Origin of the sequence: Geodermatophilus sp. DF01-2 (assembly GCF_004571065.1) — a bacterium.
GTDB lineage: Bacteria > Actinomycetota > Actinomycetes > Mycobacteriales > Geodermatophilaceae > Geodermatophilus.
The window spans coordinates 91,896-109,274 of sequence record NZ_SPQN01000002.1; the positions used below are offsets into that span (position 1 = coordinate 91,896).

The 17,379-nt window shown below is 74.4% G+C and carries 17 protein-coding genes; 5 read left to right on the top strand and 12 right to left on the bottom strand.

The genetic code is table 11. From position 1 onward, the window contains the following. Positions 1 to 112: 112 nt before the first annotated feature. Positions 113 to 1,339, bottom strand: a complete 1,227-nt coding sequence (locus tag E4P41_RS01360; RefSeq protein ID WP_348536447.1) for a cation diffusion facilitator family transporter — start codon at positions 1,337 to 1,339, stop codon at positions 113 to 115. Between the two features lie 103 nt (positions 1,340 to 1,442). Here E4P41_RS01360 and E4P41_RS01365 point away from each other — a divergent pair, with 103 nt between their 5' ends. From E4P41_RS01365 to E4P41_RS01375, 3 genes are all read left to right on the top strand, one after another. Then, positions 1,443 to 2,624 carry an alcohol dehydrogenase catalytic domain-containing protein gene (locus tag E4P41_RS01365; protein ID WP_135139080.1) on the top strand — a complete coding sequence of 394 codons (1,182 nt, stop codon included), beginning with the start codon at positions 1,443 to 1,445 and terminating at the stop codon, positions 2,622 to 2,624. A gap of 152 nt (positions 2,625 to 2,776) precedes the next feature. Continuing rightward, positions 2,777 to 3,979, top strand: coding sequence for an MFS transporter (locus E4P41_RS01370; RefSeq protein ID WP_135139081.1), 1,203 nt, complete (start codon positions 2,777 to 2,779; stop codon positions 3,977 to 3,979). A 368-nt stretch (positions 3,980 to 4,347) separates the two neighbouring features. Then, on the top strand, positions 4,348 to 5,184 hold the full coding sequence (locus tag E4P41_RS01375; RefSeq protein WP_135139082.1) for a DUF4190 domain-containing protein: 837 nt from the start codon (positions 4,348 to 4,350) through the stop codon (positions 5,182 to 5,184). An 84-nt stretch (positions 5,185 to 5,268) separates the two neighbouring features. Here the strand turns inward: E4P41_RS01375 and E4P41_RS01380 are convergent, their stop codons facing one another. Both E4P41_RS01380 and E4P41_RS01385 read right to left on the bottom strand, forming a co-directional pair. Beyond that, on the bottom strand, positions 5,269 to 6,888 hold the full coding sequence (locus E4P41_RS01380; RefSeq protein ID WP_135139083.1) for an ABC-F family ATP-binding cassette domain-containing protein: 1,620 nt from the start codon (positions 6,886 to 6,888) through the stop codon (positions 5,269 to 5,271). A gap of 106 nt (positions 6,889 to 6,994) precedes the next feature. Then, entirely contained in the window at positions 6,995 to 7,201 is a 207-nt protein-coding gene (locus E4P41_RS01385) for a hypothetical protein (RefSeq protein ID WP_135139084.1), read from the bottom strand. A 191-nt stretch (positions 7,202 to 7,392) separates the two neighbouring features. Between E4P41_RS01385 and E4P41_RS01390 the strand changes: the two genes are divergently transcribed. Further along, complete coding sequence (locus E4P41_RS01390; protein ID WP_135139085.1) at positions 7,393 to 8,733, top strand: phosphoribosyltransferase family protein; 1,341 nt, start codon at positions 7,393 to 7,395, stop codon at positions 8,731 to 8,733. On the opposite strand, the gene E4P41_RS01395 is transcribed toward E4P41_RS01390, so the two are convergent. From E4P41_RS01395 to E4P41_RS01400, 3 genes are read right to left on the bottom strand one after another with little or no spacing between them, the layout of a single operon-like run. Next, positions 8,718 to 9,143: a DUF1801 domain-containing protein gene (locus tag E4P41_RS01395; protein ID WP_135139086.1), complete on the bottom strand. Its 426-nt coding sequence runs from the start codon at positions 9,141 to 9,143 to the stop codon at positions 8,718 to 8,720. The genes E4P41_RS01390 and E4P41_RS01395 overlap by 16 nt on opposite strands. An 11-nt stretch (positions 9,144 to 9,154) precedes the next feature. Continuing rightward, entirely contained in the window at positions 9,155 to 9,280 is a 126-nt protein-coding gene (locus tag E4P41_RS23515) for a hypothetical protein (protein ID WP_280658798.1), read from the bottom strand. After that, positions 9,277 to 9,891: a class I SAM-dependent methyltransferase gene (locus E4P41_RS01400; protein WP_135139087.1), complete on the bottom strand. Its 615-nt coding sequence runs from the start codon at positions 9,889 to 9,891 to the stop codon at positions 9,277 to 9,279. The genes E4P41_RS23515 and E4P41_RS01400 overlap by 4 nt, the downstream gene beginning before the upstream one ends. Positions 9,892 to 9,947: 56 nt before the next feature. Between E4P41_RS01400 and E4P41_RS01405 the strand changes: the two genes are divergently transcribed. Continuing rightward, positions 9,948 to 11,006 carry a winged helix DNA-binding domain-containing protein gene (locus E4P41_RS01405; protein ID WP_135139088.1) on the top strand — a complete coding sequence of 353 codons (1,059 nt, stop codon included), beginning with the start codon at positions 9,948 to 9,950 and terminating at the stop codon, positions 11,004 to 11,006. 263 nt (positions 11,007 to 11,269) lie between these two features. Here the strand turns inward: E4P41_RS01405 and E4P41_RS01410 are convergent, their stop codons facing one another. The 6 genes from E4P41_RS01410 to E4P41_RS01435 all read right to left on the bottom strand — a co-directional run bounded on the left by E4P41_RS01410 (position 11,270) and on the right by E4P41_RS01435 (position 17,314). Continuing rightward, a complete protein-coding gene (locus E4P41_RS01410) occupies positions 11,270 to 12,088 on the bottom strand; it encodes an ABC transporter ATP-binding protein (RefSeq protein ID WP_245177037.1) in 819 nt (272 codons plus the stop codon). Positions 12,089 to 12,141: 53 nt separating this feature from the next. Further along, on the bottom strand, positions 12,142 to 13,221 hold the full coding sequence (locus E4P41_RS01415) for an iron ABC transporter permease (RefSeq protein WP_209307463.1): 1,080 nt from the start codon (positions 13,219 to 13,221) through the stop codon (positions 12,142 to 12,144). After that, positions 13,218 to 14,282 carry an iron ABC transporter permease gene (locus E4P41_RS01420; protein WP_245177038.1) on the bottom strand — a complete coding sequence of 355 codons (1,065 nt, stop codon included), beginning with the start codon at positions 14,280 to 14,282 and terminating at the stop codon, positions 13,218 to 13,220. The genes E4P41_RS01415 and E4P41_RS01420 overlap by 4 nt, the downstream gene beginning before the upstream one ends. A 108-nt stretch (positions 14,283 to 14,390) precedes the next feature. Then, positions 14,391 to 15,350 (bottom strand): iron-siderophore ABC transporter substrate-binding protein, encoded by a 960-nt coding sequence (locus E4P41_RS01425; RefSeq protein ID WP_245177039.1) that lies wholly within the window; start codon positions 15,348 to 15,350, stop codon positions 14,391 to 14,393. Positions 15,351 to 15,604: 254 nt separating this feature from the next. Next, positions 15,605 to 16,051, bottom strand: a complete 447-nt coding sequence (locus tag E4P41_RS01430) for a nitroreductase family deazaflavin-dependent oxidoreductase (protein ID WP_135139090.1) — start codon at positions 16,049 to 16,051, stop codon at positions 15,605 to 15,607. Positions 16,052 to 16,069: 18 nt separating this feature from the next. Next, positions 16,070 to 17,314 carry a glutathionylspermidine synthase family protein gene (locus tag E4P41_RS01435; RefSeq protein ID WP_245177040.1) on the bottom strand — a complete coding sequence of 415 codons (1,245 nt, stop codon included), beginning with the start codon at positions 17,312 to 17,314 and terminating at the stop codon, positions 16,070 to 16,072. Positions 17,315 to 17,379: the final 65 nt, after the last annotated feature.

The window sequence follows — 17,379 nt, forward strand, 5'->3', positions numbered from 1 at the left end:
GAGGAGCGGGGAGGACGGCAGCTCCCTGCAGGGTCCCGCCACGAGCCTGGTGACGTACTGGAACGGGCCACCCTCCAGGGGCCCGCGCCGAGCGTGGGGGGAAGGGTCGCCCTCAGTCGTGCACCGGCGCTTCGTGCCCCGCGTGCGCCGCGGCCTCCAGCTGGAAGGTGCAGTGCTCGACGTCGAAGTGGTCACCCAGGCAGGCGCAGAGCGCGTCGAGCACCCGGCCACCGTGGCCGGCCTCCAGGGCCTCGTCCGTGACGACGACGTGCGCGGAGAGCACCGGCAGGCCGGAGGTGATCGTCCAGGCGTGCAGGTCGTGGACACCGAGGACGCCGTCCACCCCGAGGATGTGGGCCCGCACCCGGTCCATGTCGACCCCACGCGGCGCCGCCTCGAGCAGCACGTCGACCGCCTCGCGCAGCAGCGACCACGCCCGCGGCAGCACCAGCGCGGCGATCAGCAGGGAGGCGACGGTGTCGGCGGGGGTCCAGCCGGTGGTGGCGATGACCACGCCGGCGGCCAGGACGGCGACCGAACCCAGCGCGTCGCCGAGCACCTCCAGGTAGGCACCGCGGACGTTCAGCGAGTCGCGCCGCCCGCCGTGCAGGACGACCAGGCCGACGAGGTTGACCGCCAGGCCCAGCGCGGCGACGGCGAGCATGACGCCCGACCCGATCTCCGGCGGGTCCCCGATCCGGCGCACCGCCTCCACCACCACGTACCCGGCCACTCCGACGAGCAGCAGGCCGTTGGCGACGGCGGCGAGGATCTCCGCCCGCTGCCAGCCGAAGGTCCGCCGGCCGCGGGCGGGCCGCTGGGCCAGCGAGACAGCACCCAGGGCGAGGGCGATCCCCAGCGCGTCGGTGGCCATGTGCCCGGCGTCGGCGAGCAGCGCCAGCGACCCGGAGGCCAGCGCGCCGGCCACCTCGGCGACCATGACCGCGACGGTGAGCGCGAGGACGGCGGCCAGCCGCCGGCGGTACCCGGCCGACGCGGTACCGGGCGGACGCCCGTGACCGTGACCGTGACCCATCAGCTCTTCCCCGCCCGTCCGCGCACAGTGCGAGTGTCGCGCATCGAGCGGCCACCCTTCAGGGGCCTGCGCCGAGCAAGCACGTAAGGCGTGGGGGGAAGGGTGGTCCCTCCTCCAGATCTGGACGCCGCGCTCCCGCAGGTACGGGACCGGGTCGACCTTCTCGCCGCCCGGACCGCCCAGGCGCACCTCGAAGTGCAGGTGCGGGCCGGTGGACTGCCCGCGGTTGCCGAGCACCGCGACGGTGTCGCCGGCGCGCACCACCTGGCCCGGGCTGCGCAGACGCCTGTGACGGAGAGTGATGGGCGCGCCGAGCGGGGGCGAGACGAGGGGCGATGCAGCTCACGACGGGGCAGGAGTCTTCTCGTCGAAGCCCGTGGACGTCGATCCGAGGAGTTCATCCCCCATGCGCGCAGTGACCTGGCACGGCCGAGCCGACGTCCGGGTGGACACCGTCCCCGACCCCACGATCCAGGAGCCCACCGACGTCGTCATCGAGGTCACCTCGAGCGGCGTCTGCGGATCGGACCTGCATCTCATCGAGGTCCTGGCCCCGTTCATGACGGTGGGCGACATCATGGGCCACGAGCCGATGGGCATCGTCCGGGAGGTCGGCTCCGAGGTGACCGCGGTCAAGCCCGGCGACCGGGTCGTCGTCCCCTTCAACATCTCGTGCGGCACGTGCTGGATGTGCTCGCAGGGCCTGCAGTCCCAGTGCGAGACGACCCAGAACCGCGAGCAGGGCTTCGGCGCCTCGCTGTTCGGCTACACCAAGCTCTACGGTCAGGTCCCCGGCGGCCAGGCCGAGTACCTGCGGGTGCCGTTCGGCAACACGCTGCCGATCAAGGTGCCCGACGGCCTGCCCGACGACCGGTTCGTCTACCTCTCCGACGTGGTGCCCACCGCGTGGCAGGCGGTGCAGTACGCGGCCGTCCCGCCCGGCGGCACCCTGCTGGTCCTGGGCCTGGGCCCGATCGGCGACATGTGCACCCGCATCGCCCACCACCTGGGCATCGAGAAGGTGTACGCCTCCGAGGTCGTCCCGGAGCGGATCGCCCGGGCGAGCGCCCGCGGCACGAACGTCATCCGCTCGACGAAGAAGGACGACGTCGTGCGCGAGATCCAGGACGCGACCGCCGGCCGCGGCGCCGACGCGGTCATCGACGCCGTCGGCATGGAGGCGCACGGCTCCCCGCTGGCCAGCATCGCGCAGAAGGCCACCGCCGTGGTGCCCGACGCGGTCATGGAGAAGGTCATGCAGGTCGCCGGCGTCGACCGGCTGGCCGCGCTGAACACCGCCATCGACGCGGTGCGCCGCGGCGGGACCATCTCGCTGTCCGGCGTCTACGGCGGTGCGACCGACCCGCTGCCGCTCATGCGGATGTTCGACAAGCAGATCCAGCTGCGCATGGGCCAGGCCAACGTGTGGCGCTGGGTGCCCGACATCCTGCCGATCCTCGCCGAGGGCGACCCCCTGGGCGTGGACGACTTCGCCACGCACCACGTGCCGCTGGAGCAGGCGCCGGAGGCCTACGCGAACTTCCGCGAGAAGAAGGACGGCACGGTCAAGGTGCTGCTCCAGCCCTGAGCCGCCGCATGTGAGCAGACCCACCCGCCGCCCCGGGCATGTCCGCCCGGGGCGGCGGCTTGGCTCCGGGAGGGTCCTGTCGTCCAGGACTCGGCAGGACGACGACGTCCGCCGCACCGTCCTCCGCCGTCGCCCTCCTGGAGCTGTTCCCCGTGCCCCGCGCCCTGCTCGCGCTCGCCATCGGCGCCTTCGGCATCGGCACCACCGAGTTCGTCGTCATGGGCATGCTGCCCGAGATCGCCGAGGGCCTCGGGGTCTCGGTGCCGTCGGTCGGCCTGCTCATCTCCGCCTACGCCGTCGGCGTGGTCGTCGGTGCCCCGACGCTCACCGCGCTCGGCGTGCGCTTCCCGCCGCGCCGGACGCTGGTCGCCCTGATGGCCGTGTTCACCGTCGGCAACGCACTGTCGGCGCTGGCGCCTACCTACGAGACGCTCGCCGCGGCCCGGGTGCTGACCGCGCTGGCGCACGGCTCCTTCTTCGGCGTGGGAGCGGTGGCCGCCCGCCGGCTGGTCGCCCCCGACCGGGCCACCAGAGCGATCTCGCTGATGCTGGTGGGTCTCACCCTCGCCAACGTCATCGGTGTGCCGCTGGGCACGTTCGTCGCCCAGCAGTCGAGCTGGCGGCTGGTCCTCGGCGCGGTCACCGTCGTCGGCCTGGTCACCATCGCCGGGCTGCTGGCCTGGATGCCGCGCGAGCTCGGCGAGCCCGGCGACCTGCGCAGCGAGCTCGCCGCCTTCCGCCGCGGCCAGGTGTGGCTGGTGCTCGGCCTCACCATGGTCGGGTTCTCCGCGCTGTTCGCCGTGTACAGCTACGTCAGCCCGATCCTCACCGAGCTGGGCGGCATCCCGGTGGAGTGGGTGACGCCGGTGCTCGCGCTGTTCGGCATCGGCACCACCGTGGGCACCCTCGTCGGCGGCCGGCTCGGCGACCGCTACGGGTTCTCGTTCGTCGCTGTGGGCCTGCTGGCCACCGCCGTCGTCCTGGCGGCCTTCGCCGTCCTCGCCCGCAGCCCGGTCGCCGCGGTCGTGCTGCTGGTGCTCTTCGGCACGCTGGCGTTCGCCCTCGGCCCGGTGGTGCAGAACGGCGTCATCGAGGCGGCACGGGTGCGCGGCGGCAGCCTGGTCTCGGCCGCCAACCAGGGTGCGTTCAACGTGGCCAACGCCCTCGGGGCCGCCCTCGGCGCGGCGGTGCTGTCCGCCGGCCTGGGCTACACCGCGCCGATCTGGGTGGGCGCGCTGCTGGCGCTGCTCGGCGCCGGGATCGCCGTCGTCGCCCGCGCGGTGGACCGGCGGGCCGATGCCCCGGCCGTCGCCGACCCCGCCCCGGTCGCCGCGGAGTGCCGCACCGCCGCCTGACCGTCGGAACGGCAGGGTGGGGGCCGCCCCGCCTGCGCAGTTCGTCGCAGCGCCGGACGGCGGTGGCCAGCGTGCGGCGCGGTCGAGGACGTCGAGGTCGGCCATGCCGCAGCGGGCGCCAGGTCGAGCCGACCGTCGACACGGCCTGACATGCCTGTGATGAGCACGGGTCGTCGTCGGCGACACGGATGGACGCGCCGGCGCGGCGCGCAACGAGCCCGTGATCCACTCAGGCGCCCGGGGCGACCAGGGGTGCTGCTGAGGCGGCTGGTGAGGGGCCCGGCGGGTCGGGCGGCACGTCCCTGGAGCGGGGCACCGGCCACATACGGTCCCGCTCCGACTCGTCAGCCCACCGAAGGAGCAGTTCCGTGAGCCATCCGCCCCAGGCGCCGTACCAGCCGTACCCGCCGGTCCCGCAGTACGAGCAGCCGAAGAGGGGTGCCGGGCTGGCCGTCGCCTCGATGGTGCTCGGCATCATCGCCCTGCTGCTGAGCTGGGTGCCGATCATCAACAACCTCGCCGCCGTCCTGGCGGTGGTCGGCCTCGGGCTCGGCATCCCCGCGCTGCTGCGCGCCCGCCGGGGCACGCACGGCGGGAAGGGCTTGGCCATCACCGGCCTCGTCACCTCGGTCGTGGCCCTCGTCCTGGTCATCGCGACGCAGTTCCTCTACGCCAAGGTCATCGACGAGGTCGAGCGCAGCATCGACGAGGAGCTGAACAGCGCGCCGTCCGACACCGTGACCTCCGACCTGGCCGAACCCGCGACGGGCGGCGCATCCGACCCGGCGGAGGTCGTCCCGCTCGGGGTCCCGGCCCGGATCGGTGACTACCAGGTGACGGTGGACGCCGTGGAGCTCGACGCCAACGCCTCCGTGGCCGCCGCCGACGAGTTCAACGAGCCGCCGGCCGGGCAGTACGTGCTCACCCAGCTGACCGCCACGTACACGGGCACCGGGGAGGGCGCGCCCGGCTGGGACCTCACTGCGGTCTTCCACGGCACGGACGCCCGTCAGTACAGCGATGCCGACTGCATGGCCCTGCTGGCGGACGACGCGATGGACGCGCCCACCCTCAACCCGGGGGGGACGGACACCTTCCAGTTCTGCATGGACGTGCCGCCGGCCGCCGTCCAGGGCGGGCAGCTGTCGATCGAGCCGACGCTGAGCTTCGACTCCTCGGAGCGGGTGTTCTACGCGATCCAGTAGCCGGTCCCCCGGCCGCGCCGACCGGACGCCCGATCACGGGGTCCGGTCGGCGCAGCCTCTCAATGACCGCTGCACCATCCGGGTTCAGCGTGCTCGAACGACCCGGGTCTCGTCGAACACCGGCTCGGCCGACTCGTACACCCGGCCGTCGGCGCCGAAGACCAGGAAGCGGTCGAATGAGCGGGCGAACCAGCGGTCGTGGGTGACCGCGAGGACCGTGCCCTCGAACGCGGCGAGCGCCTCCTCCAGCGACTCGGCCGAGAGCACGTCGAGGTTGTCGGTCGGCTCGTCGAGCAGCAGCAGCGTGGCGCCGGAGAGCTCCAGCAGCAGCACCTGGAAGCGGGCCTGCTGGCCGCCGGAGAGCGTGCCGAACGGCTGGTCGCCGGCCGCGGCCAGGCCGTAGCGACGCAGCGCGGCCATCGCCCGACCCCGGTCGACGCCCGGCCGGCCGGGTTCCCCGTGCCACAGCAGGTCGACCAGCGTGCGGTCGAGCCACTCCGGGTGCGCGTGGGTCTGCGCGAAGAAGCCGGGGACGACGCGCGCGCCCAGCCGCCACGAACCGGTGTGCGCGACGTCCTGGCCGGCCAGCAGCCGCAGGAAGTGCGACTTGCCCGCGCCGTTGGCCCCGAGGACGCCGAGCCGGTCGCCGTACCAGACCTCCAGGTCGAACGGCCGCATGAGGCCGCTCAGCTCGAGCTGCTCGGCCATCACAGCCCGAACCCCGGTGCGGCCACCGCGCAGCCGCATCGCCACCTTCTGCTCCGGCGGGCGGTCCGGCGGCGGGCCGGCCGCCTCGAACTTCGCCAGCCGGGTCTGCATCGCCCGGTACCGGGAGGCCATGTCCGGCGAGTTGGCCGCCTGCTGCTGCAGCGTGCGCACCAGCTCGACCAGGCGCGCGTGCTCCTCGTCCCAGCGCCGGCGCACCTCGGCCATCCGCTCGTGCCGCGCCGCCCGCGCCTCGGCGTAGCCGGCGAACCCGCCGCCGTGCACCCACGCCGTCCCGCCCTCGACGGTGACCACGCGGTCGGCGACGCGGGCCAGCAGCTCCCGGTCGTGGCTGACGAACAGCACGGTCTTGCGGGTCTCCAGCAGCCGCCCCTCGAGCCACCGCTTGCCCGGGACGTCGAGGTAGTTGTCCGGCTCGTCGAGCAGCAGCACCTGGTCCGGACCGCGCAGCAGCGCCTCGAGCGCGAGCCGCTTCTGCTCCCCGCCGGAGAGGGCGGACAGCTCCCGGTACTTGCAGCGGTCGTACGGGACGCCGAGCGCGGCCACGGTCACGGCGTCCCAGGTGACCTCGGCGTCGTAGCCGCCCGCGTCGCCCCACTGTGCGAGCGCGTCGGCGTAGGCCAGCTGCGCCGCGTCGTCGTCGGTCTCCATGAGGGTGAGCTCGGCGGACCCGACCGCCTCCCAGGCCGCCCGCACGGCCGGCGGCGCGAGGTCGACGAGGAAGCGCTGGACGGTCGTGTCGTCGCGGACCGAGCCGATGAACTGGCGCATCACGCCGAGGCCGCCGCTGCGGGTGACCGCGCCGGCCTCGGGCACCAGGTCGCCGGCGACGATCCGCAGCAGCGTCGTCTTCCCGGCTCCGTTCTCTCCCACCAGCGCGGCGCGCGCGCCCTCACCGACCCGGAGGGAGACGCCGTCGAACAGCACCCGGCCGTCGGGGAGGATGTGCCGTACCCCGGTCACGTCGACGTAGCCCACTCCGACATCGTCCGGACGACGGCAACCCGTTTGCCGAGGCGGCTCCGTCCGGCCGCCTCCCAGGTCCCGCCGCGAGCTTGCGGGGGCGGGAGGACGGGGTCCTTCGTCAGCCGACGGACTGCAGCCGCTCCCGGGCCAGCCGCTCGACCAGCTCGGGCAACGCCGTGGCCGGTACCCCGCTGAGGTCCTCACGGCAGGTGCGGACCACGGTGTCGACGACCTGCGGACGCAGTCGGGTGCGGAACTCGTCTGCGAGTCGGGCGACGGCCTGCTCGACGGCCTGCTCGACGGCGGGATCGTCGGTCAGCGTCATGCGTCAGGCGCCTCCGTGCGCGCGGGGACATGGGCGTCGAGCGGACGCCCCTCGGCGTCGGCGCCCTCCACGGTGGCTGCCGACGGCCGCGTGCACCAGGGACCAAGGTCATCGCTGCAACCCCCGGTTGCGGATCGCGTTCCCGGAGGACCAGGGTGACCATGGGGTCGACGCCGGGGAGGGAGCCGCGGGTGCCGTTCCAGGACCGCAGGGACGCGGGCCGGCAGCTGGGCCGCCGGCTCGCGCCGGTGGCCGGCCGCGACGTCGTCGTGCTCGGTCTGCCCCGCGGCGGGGTGCCCGTGGCCGCCGAGGTGGCCCGCGCGGTCGGTGCGCCGCTGGACGTGGTCCTGGTGCGCAAGCTCGGCCTGCCGCACCGCGCGGAGCTGGCGATGGGCGCGGTCGGCGAGGACGGCGTGGTCGTAGTCAACGACGACGTCGTGCGGGCCGGCCGGGTCGACGGAGGCACCTTCGCGGAGGTCGAGCAGCGCGAGCGGGCCGAGCTGGACCGGCGGGCCCGGCAGCTGCGCGGCGATCGGTCCCGGCTCCCGCTCGAGGGCCGGACGGCGGTGGTGGTGGACGACGGGGTCGCGACCGGGGCCACCGCCCGGGCCGCCTGCGCGGTGGCACGGGCGCACGGCGCGGCGCGGGTGGTCCTGGCCGTGCCGGTCGGCTCGCCGCAGGCGCTCCGCGAGATCGCCCCGGTGGTCGACGAGGTGGTGTGCCTGGAGAGCCCGCGTCGGTTCACCGCGGTCGGGCAGGCCTACGGTGACTTCCGGCCGACCGCCGACGAGGAGGTTCTCGGGCTGCTGCGCCGTCCCGCCCCGGTCCTCCCGGCGGTGACCCCCATCCCGCGGGACGACGACGTGGTGGCCGACGCCGGCCCGGACGGCCTCCCCGGACACCTGACCGTGCCCGGCCACGCCGGCGGGCTGGTCGTCTTCGCGCACGGCAGCGGCAGCGGTCGGCGCAGCCCTCGCAACCGCCTCGTGGCCGAGGTACTGCAACGCGCCGGGCTCGCGACGCTGCTGGTGGACCTGCTGGACCCGGCCGAGGAGACCGACCGCCGCCCGGTCTTCGACGTGACCCTGCTGGCCGGTCGCCTGGCCGCGGTCGCCCGCTGGGTGGCCGCCGAGCCCGCCTGCACGGCCCTGCCGCGGGGGTACTTCGGGGCCAGCGCCGGCGCCGCGGCGGCACTGGTGGCGGCGGCCGGGGACGGCAGCGTGCGCGCGGTGGTCTCCCGCGGGGGCCGCCCCGACCTGGCCGGACCGGCGCTGGCCGACGTCCGGGCGCCGACGCTCCTGGTCGTCGGCGGCCACGACCAGCAGGTGCTGGAGCTCAACCGGGAGGCGCAGACCCGACTGGGGTGCCGGAACCGGCTCGCCGTCGTCCCCGGCGCCTCGCACCTGTTCGAGGAGCCGGGGACCCTGCAGGTGGTCGCGGAACTGGCCCGCGACTGGTTCGCCACGTACCTGGCCGGGCCCGGGAACCCCGGGCCGCCGGCCCGGCGGCGGGCCGATCAGCCAGCGGAGTAGGCGTTCGCGCCCGCCCGCGTCGCGGCGACGGCGTCCTGCAGCAGCGCGGTGAGCTCGACCCGGTCGACCCGGTCCAGGGAGGTGAACCGGATGCAGCTCTTCCCGCAGGACACCCTCCCCAGCCGTCCGGCGCGGGCCTCGGGCAGGTACTCACCGTCGACGACGGCACAGACGTACAGCGACAGGTGCCGCTTCCGGGCCGCGAGCGCGACCAGCGGCCACGTCGCCGTCTTCGTGGCCGACCTCGGCCGGTAGGGCATGAGCCCGTAGCCGAGCATCCGGCCGGACCCGGCGGGGACCAGCTGCCGGTCGATGCCCGGCGCGGCCGCCACGACCAGCGCGTCGACCCGCCGCAGCTCCGCCTCGCGCGGGCCGGCCGCGGCGAACCACTCCTCGATCCGGGCGTCCATGGCGTACTCCGTCAGCCCAAGGCGATCGAGAGCACGGTCGCCGCGGCCGTCACGAACAGTGCGACCACCACGACCGTGGCGATCAGCCGCCGGCGCCGTTCCGCGTCGGGGCCCCCGGCCCCGCCCATCCCCATCACGGGGCGCACGCTACCGCCGTGGGCCGACGAGTCGGCCCCCGGCGGCGTCCCCACAGCAGGGTGTCCAGCGCGGTGCCGGCCGGCGCCGCGCGGCGCACCTGCTCGAGCCGGTCGACCTCGAGCAGCGCGGCCACCGGGGCCAGCCGCGCCGTGCTGTGCAGGATGGCCGGGTCCTGCGGGCCGCCGACGCCGTGCGCGACGTTGTCGACGTCGTGGCCGAGCACGAGCAGCCGGCCGCCCGGCCGCAACCAGCCGACGGCGCGGCGCAGCACCGCGGTCGTGTCCGCCTGCGGCAGGTGCAGATAGGCGACGAGCACGAGGTCGAGCGACGCCGCCGGGGCGTCCCAGGCGAGGACGTCGGCGGTCACCCACGTGACGCGGTCGGCGCCCGGCCGGCTGCGGCCGCGCGCCAGCCCGGTGGTGGAGAAGTCGACCGCGGTCACCTGCCAGCCGCGCTCGGCCAGCCACAGCCCGTGCCGCCCCTCCCCCGCCGCGAGGTCGACCGCGGCGCCCGGCGGCAGGTCGGCGAGCAGCTCGGCCACCAGCGCGTTGGGCCCGGCCGACCACTGCTGCTGCTCGGCGTAGCGCGCGTCCCAGTCCTCCGCCTGCACACGGAGAGTGTGTCAGCCGGCCATCGCGTCGCACCCCGCTGGCAGGCTTCCGGGACATGACGACGGCACGCGACCTGGCGCTGCTGCGGCTGGTGGCCCAGCGGGTCGCCAGCCCGCCGCCGGCCACCGCGACCGAGGCGGTCCGCCTGCTCACCTGCGTGCAGGGGCAGGACCTGCCCGGTGCCCTGACCTCGGTGGCGCTGCGGACGGCGCAGCGCACGCGGGCCGGGGTGGCGGCGGCGCTGGACGCCGGCGAGGTGGTCCGCTCCTGGCCGATGCGCGGCACCCTGCACCTGCTGCCCGCCGAGGACCTGCCCTGGATGCTCGAGCTGCTCGGCCCGCGGGCGCTGGCCGGCGCCGCCCGGCGGCGGGCCGTGCTGGGCCTGACCGAGGCGGACACCGAGCGGGCGCGCGAGCTGGTCACCGCGGCGCTGGCCGGCGGCCGGTGCGGGCGCAAGGAGCTGCTCGCCGCCGTGGCCGAGGGCGGCGTCGCCGTCACCGGACAGCGCGGCTACCACCTGCTCTGGTACCTGGCCCAGACCGGCACCCTCTGCCTGGGCCCGATGGCCGGCGGCGAGCAGCTGTTCGTGCTGCTCGACGAGTGGGTGACCGCACCCCGACGGCTGGACCGGGACGCCGCGCTGGCCGAGCTGGCGCTGCGCTACTTCCGTGGCCACGGGCCCGCGACCGTCGCCGACCTCGCCCGCTGGGCCGGGCTGCCGGTGACCCAGGTCCGGGCCGGGGTGGCCGCGGTCCGGGATCGGCTGGCCGCCGTCGAGGTCGACGGCCGCGAGCACCTGCTGGCGCCCGGGACCGCCGACCTGCTGGCCGGATGCCGCGCGGAGGCCGCCGAGCTGTTCCTGCTGCCCGGCTTCGACGAGTTCGTCCTCGGCTACGCCGACCGCAGCTGCGCCGTCCCGCCCGAGTTCGCCGACCGGATCGTCCCCGGCCGCAACGGCGTCTTCCGGCCGACCGTCGTCCACCGCGGGCGAGTGCTCGGCACGTGGGCCTGGGAGGGGCGCGGCGCGAAGCGGACGGTCGCCGCGACACCGTTCACCACGTTCCCCGACGACGTCGCCGCGGCGATCCCGGACGCCGCGGCCGCGCTCCCCTGACCCGGCCGACTCACTGCCGGCGTTGTCCGCGCACGGTCGGTGTCGGTTCCGGGCAGAGCGGGAACTCGGTCGGCAATGGTGGCCGAGGCCGCAGCCGACCGCGGGATCCCTCCCGGGCACGGATGGCGCTGGCCTGGGTGCTGGCCAGACCGGTGTTGACCGTGCCGATCGTCGGCGCCGTCAGGAGGCCACCTCGACGGCGCGGCGGCCGCGGTCGGCACGTGGCTGACCGACGAGGAGGTCGCCCGGCTGGAGGAGCCCCATCAGCCCCGTCCGGTTATCGGGTTCTGACGATCGGCGACCGGACGGCTCTCTCGGGGGCTCGGGGGGCCTGCGGCCGGAACAGGCGAGGACCCGGCCCTGGCGACCGGGACGAGCAGGGGTCCACCGGTCACCGGGTCGGTCAGGATTCGGCTGTCGATGCCGAACAGGGCCCGCACGGTCTCGGCCGTGACGACCGCGCCGGGCGGCCCCTCGGCGACGATCCGCCCGGCGCGCATGGCGACGAGGTGGTGGCCGTACCGGGCCGCCTCGTTGAGGTCGTGCAGCACCATGACCACGGTGCGCTGCTGGGATCGGTTGAGCTCCGCCAGCAGCTCGAGCACCTCGAGCTGGTGGGCGATGTCGAGGTGGGTCGTCGGCTCGTCCAGCAGGAGTACGGGGGTGCGCTGGGCGAGGGCCATCGCGATCCAGACCCGCTGGCGCTGTCCGCCGGAGAGCTCATCGACCTGCTGGTCACGCAGCTCGGCGGTGTGCGTCACGGTGAGCGCCTGTTCCACGGCCGCCTCGTCCTCACAGGACCACGAGTCGAAGAGGTGGCGATGAGGGAAGCGACCGCGGGCCACCAGGTCGGCCACGGTGAGGCCCTGCGGCGCGACGGGCGCCTGCGGGAGCAGGCCGACGTGGCGGGCCACCTCCTTGGTCGGCAGCCGGTGGATCGCCCGGCCGTCCAGCAGGACCGCTCCGGCGGTCGGGCGCAGCAGCCGGGCCAAGGCGCGCAGCAGGGTCGACTTCCCGCAGCCGTTCGGACCGATGATGCAGGTGATCCGCCCGTCCGGCACGCCCAGGGACAGCTCGTCCACGACCGGGCGAGCGCTGCCGTAGGCGAGGGTGACGGCATCGACGGTCAGGCGGGTCAGGAGACACCTCGGTTGGTTCGCCAGAGCAGGAACAGGAAGTAGGGGGCGCCGACCGCGGCGGTGACGACGCCGACCGGCAGGCTCACCGGGGAGAAGGCATGCTGGGCGATCAGGTCGCTGCCCAGCACGAGCACGGCACCGAGCAGGCCGGTCACGACGAAGACCCCGCTGGTCAGCGGGCCCATCAGCATCCGGGCTGCGTGCGGCACCACGAGCGCCACGAACCCGACCGGCCCAGCGGCCGCCACCCCCACCGCGGCCAGCGAGGCGGCGACCAGGAGCAGCCCCGCGCGCGCCGTCTGGGTGCGGGTGCCGAGTGCGGCGGCGGTGTCGTTGCCCAGCTCGAGCAGCTGCAGCCGAGGTAGCAGCACGAGCGCCGCGGGCACCAGGGCCAGCAGGCCGATGGCCAGCCAGCCGACCTGTTCCCACGTGGTGGCGTACAGGGTCCCGGTCAACCACAGGACCGCCGAGCTCACCAGGTCGATGGGGAAGCGCACGAGGACCAGCGTGGTCAGCGCGGTGAGGAGGGCGTGGACGGCGATGCCCACGAGGACCAGGCGGTAGCCGGCGATCCCGCCGCGCCAGGTCAGCAGGTACAGCAGCGCGGTCGCCCCGAGCGCGCCGAGGAACGCCCCGACCGGGACGACCGCCGGTGTCCCGAACACCACGATGAGCACCACCGCCACCAGGCCGGCTCCGCTCGTCACCCCGATAATGTCCGGGGCGACCAGCGGGTTGCCAACCAGGGACTGGAAGATCGCGCCAGAGGTGGCCAGCGCCACCCCGACGCCGAAGGCCGCCAGGGTGCGCGGCAGGCGGAGGGTCCGCACGACGAAGTCGTGCTCTCCCGAACCGAAGCCGAGCGAGGTCGTCAACACGTCCGCCAGCGGGATGCGGATCTCACCGAGGGACATGGTCCAGGCCATGAGGCCGGCGGCCACCAACGTGAGGAAGGCTCCGGTGACGAGGACGCGCGGGCGGTAGCGGAAGGAGATCCGGACCGGCCCGGCCCGCCGGACGGTGCGGAGCCTGGCTGGTTCGGTCCGGCGTCGTGCGCCCGCTCTCAGCGCGGTCACAACTGGCTCAACCTCCGGCTCCGGACCAGGTGGACGAGGAACGGCGCACCGATGATCGCGGTCATGATGCCGACTTCTATCTCGCTGGGCCGGGCGACGATGCGGCCGAGCACGTCGGCGACCAGGAGCAGCACCGCGCCGTAGATGGCGGCGTAGGGCAGCAGCCAGCCGTGGCTCGGCCCGACGACGGCCCGGACGGCGTGCGGCACGGCCAGCCCGATGAAGGCGATCGGCCCCGCGGCCGCGACCGCGGCGCCGGCCAGCAGGACCACGGCCAGGACGGTGAGCGCACGGACGGCCCGAGTGCGCTGGCCGAGGCCCGCGGCGAGACTCTCGCCCAGGCTCATGGTGTCGAACTGCCGCACCATTGCCCCGCCGATGGCCAGTCCCACCAGCAGGAAGGGGGCGATCTCGGCGAAGGCGTCCAGGTCCCGGCCGACGAGCGATCCGGCGAGCCAGAACCGCACCTGGTCGAGCGTGCGCTCGTCGAGGACCAGGATTGCCGAGATCCACGAGGTGAGCAGCGCCGTCACCACGGCGCCCGAGAGGGCCAGCTTGATCGGGGTGGCGCCGTCCCGCCCGGCCGAGGCGATGAGGAAGACCACGACCATCGCCACGAACGCTCCGGCGAAGGCGAACCACACGTAGGCCGACGGGGAGACGATCCCCAGCAGGTGTACCGCGGCCACCACCGCGAAGGCCGCTCCGGCGTTGACGCCGAGGATCTCCGGCGACGCCAACGGGTTGCGGGTCACCGCCTGCAGGGCCACGCCGGCCACGGCGAGCGCCGCGCCCACGCCGAGGCCGATCACCGTCCGGGGCAGCCGCAGCTCGCGGACGATGAGGTGTTCGGTCGAACCGTCGAACGCCGTGAAGGCCTCGATCGCCGTCGCGGTGGACAGCGGAAGCGAGCCGAACCGCAGGCTGGCCAGGACGGTCCCCACCAGCACGCCGAGGCTGGCCAGCAGCCCCGCCGACCGCAGGGCCGGCCGCAGTGCGCGGGCCGCGCGGCGGGCGGTGGGCGGAGTCGACCGCTGGTCAGGACGGGCGGTGTGGATCATCCAAGGGACCCGATCAGACGAGGGCTGCGGCAGTAGTCCCGAGCACACTGCGTACATGCCGTGGCCGTCGGGTGCGGCTGCCACCAGCCGCGCCCGACGGCCGACCGGTCACAGACAGGCGCCCTCGTCCAGGAACGACTCGACGTCGTCCAGGACGATCTCGGCGCCGATGAGCCCGATACCGAGCATCCACTCGTCGTCCTCGACCTCGAACGCACAGTCGGGCACCGCCTCCAGGTTGCCCCACAGTGCCGTGACGGCGTCCTTGGTGGTCGCGACAGGGTCGCCGTAGGTGGTGGAGAAGATGACGTCCGCGTCGGCCTGCTCGACCTGCTCCGGGCTGATGTAGGCCATCGAGTACTCGTCGTACTCCAGCTCGGGCAGGTCGAACCCGACGTCGGTCAGCACGCTGCCGGCGAAGGTCTCCGGCCCATAGATCCGGGTCTCGTCGGGCAGGAACCGCACGACAGAGGCGGTGGCGCCCTCAGCGCCGATGGCCTCACCGACCTGGTCGGCCTGCTGCTCGTACTCGGCCAGGGCCTGCTCGCCCTCCTCGGCGAGGCCCAGCGCCTCCGCGGTAGTGGTGAAGATCGACTGCCAGCCCTCCTCGTAGTCGGTGAAGACAGTCGGGGCGATCTGGCTGAGCCGGTCGTAGATCTGCTCGTGCCGCACCTGCGACGACAGGATCAGATCGGGGTCCAGTGCCGCGATGGCCTCGAGGTCGGGTTCCTCGATCGTTCCGACGATCTCGATGCCCTCGGTGCGGTCGCCCAGGTAGCCCGGCAGGCCCTCGGCGACGCTGGACTGCACCGACCCGACCGGGGTCACCCCCAAGGACAGCGCCGTGTCCAGGTGCGGGGTGTCGAGGGTGACCACCCGCTGCGGATCGGCCGGGACCTCCGTCGTCCCCATGGCATGGGCGACCGACGATGATTCCACGGACCCGGAGCCGCCCTGGGCGGATGCCTCCTCTCCTACGTTCTCGGTGGTCGAGCCGCAGCCGGTCAGGGCCGCGGTGGCGATGACAGCGGTGGCGACGAAGGCGGGGCTGAGCAGTCGTGAGCGCACCTGGCGCACGTCCTTCCGGGAGTCAGCGGCGCGGGACCGCCGGGCTCGACGCGCGTGAGGCCGGATCGAGCCCGTCGGAACGGGCCGAGCTGTCGACCCGCTGCTTAGGCAAGGCATACCTTAGAGCATGCGCCTTTGGCGGCGACCGCCGTCCCCCGACCACGGGAGCCGCGGGCCTCGGCACAGCCAGGGCCGGCAACGCACTCCTGGGACGGGTTCCCTCCCCCGGACGGCGCCGACGCCCGACGGGTCCCTCAGCGCCGGCGCTCCACGACGAAGACCGGGATCTCCCGGTCGGTGCGGTTCTGGTACTCGGCGTAGGGCGGATAGGCGGCGACGGCGCGCTCCCACCACCGCCGCTTCTCCTCGCCGGTCACCTCGCGGGCCACGCCGTCCCACGGCTCGGGTCCGTCCTGCACCGTCACCTGGTCCGGGTGGGCCCGCAGGTTGGCCACCCATGCCGGGTCCGTGGGCGCCCCACCCTGCGATCCGACCATCGCGTAGGCGCCCTCGTGCGCCACCCGCATGAGCGGCTGCTTGCGCACCTTGCCGCTCTTGGCGCCCCGGGTGCTGAAGATCGCCACCGGCAGCCCGGTGTCGCGCAGCGTGTTGGCCTCCCCGCCTCCGGTGGCCTCGTAGCGCTCGACCTGCTCGCGCACCCAGGCCTGGGGGCTCGGCTCGTACTCACCTTCCAACGGCATGACCCGACCGTAGGGGGGCTACCGGCGTGCGGCCTCCGGAGCCGTGAAGTCGATGGTGTGCGGCACGAAGAAGCTGAGGTTGTCGGTGACCAGCCCGTCGCTCTCCCGGATGCCCAGGCCGGCCGGCTCGCCGTCGACCACCCACGCGCCCAGCACCGGGTGGTGCGAGCCGTCGACGCCGGCGAAGTCCGGCAGCGGGGCGAACTCCTGGACGACGAACCCCTCGGTGCCGTAGCGCCCGGGCATGTCGACGGCGACCTGCCCGTTCCGCACGATCTGCACGTTCGCCCCTTCCCGGCCCCACAGCGGCTTGCGCACGAAGGTGCGCCACGACGAGGGCATCTCGTCGGCGAAGTAGGCCGGCAGGAGCAGCGGGGAGAGCACCGGGTCCCCGCCGAACAGCTGCCACAGAACCGGCAGCAGCGCCTTGGTGCTCCACAGCATCTTGTAGGCCGGCTCCACCCAGGTGGTGCCGCCCGGGCGGGCGGCGTCGGCGAGGACGGCGGGGCCGAACTCGTCCTCGAGCAGCCACTCCCAGGGGTAGAGCTTGAAGACGACGTCGAGGTGGCGGCCCTGCTGGTCGTAGAAGCGGCCGTCGCCGTCGTCGAGCGCGATGTCCTCGACCACGAGCTCGATCGCCTCGTAGCCGGCCTGGACGACGGTGTCCATGAGGTACGCGACGGTCATCCGGTCCTCGCCGGAGCGCTCCTCCGACGTCCAGGCCAGGTGCACCCGCGGGCGGACGCCGGTGCGCCGCTCCCAGCGCAGCAGGTTGCGCTGCCAGGCGGCGACCAGCCGGTCGTGCAGGGCGTTCCACTGGTCGGCGCCCTGCCCGGTGAACAGGTGCCAGTTCCACTGGGTGACGGCGGACTCGACCAGCCCGGTCGGGGTGTCGGCGTTGAACTCCAGCAGCTTCGGTGGGCCGGAGCCGTCGTAGCGGAGGTCGAAGCGGCCGTAGACGCTCGGCGGCTCGGTCTCCCAGGTGCGCCGGATCTCGGGCCGGGCGATCGGCGGGATGCCCATCCGGTCGAACAGGTCGTGCTCGATCACGTGGTCGCCGGCGGCCACGCACATCTCGAACAGCTGGGCGACCCAGCCCTCCAGCCGCTCGACCTCCTCCATCGGAAAGTCGTAGAACGGCCCCTCGCGCCAGTAGCTGCGCACCTCACCGCCGGGCAGCTCCGTGCGGTTGTAGACCAGTCCCTGGGCCTCGATCTCGGCCTCCCAGCCGGGGCGGACCACCCCGCCCTCGACGCGCCTCACCCGCGGTCACCTCCGCGACCCGCGAGACCTGCGAACTCGTGGCGATCGGGCCCTGATGGCCACGA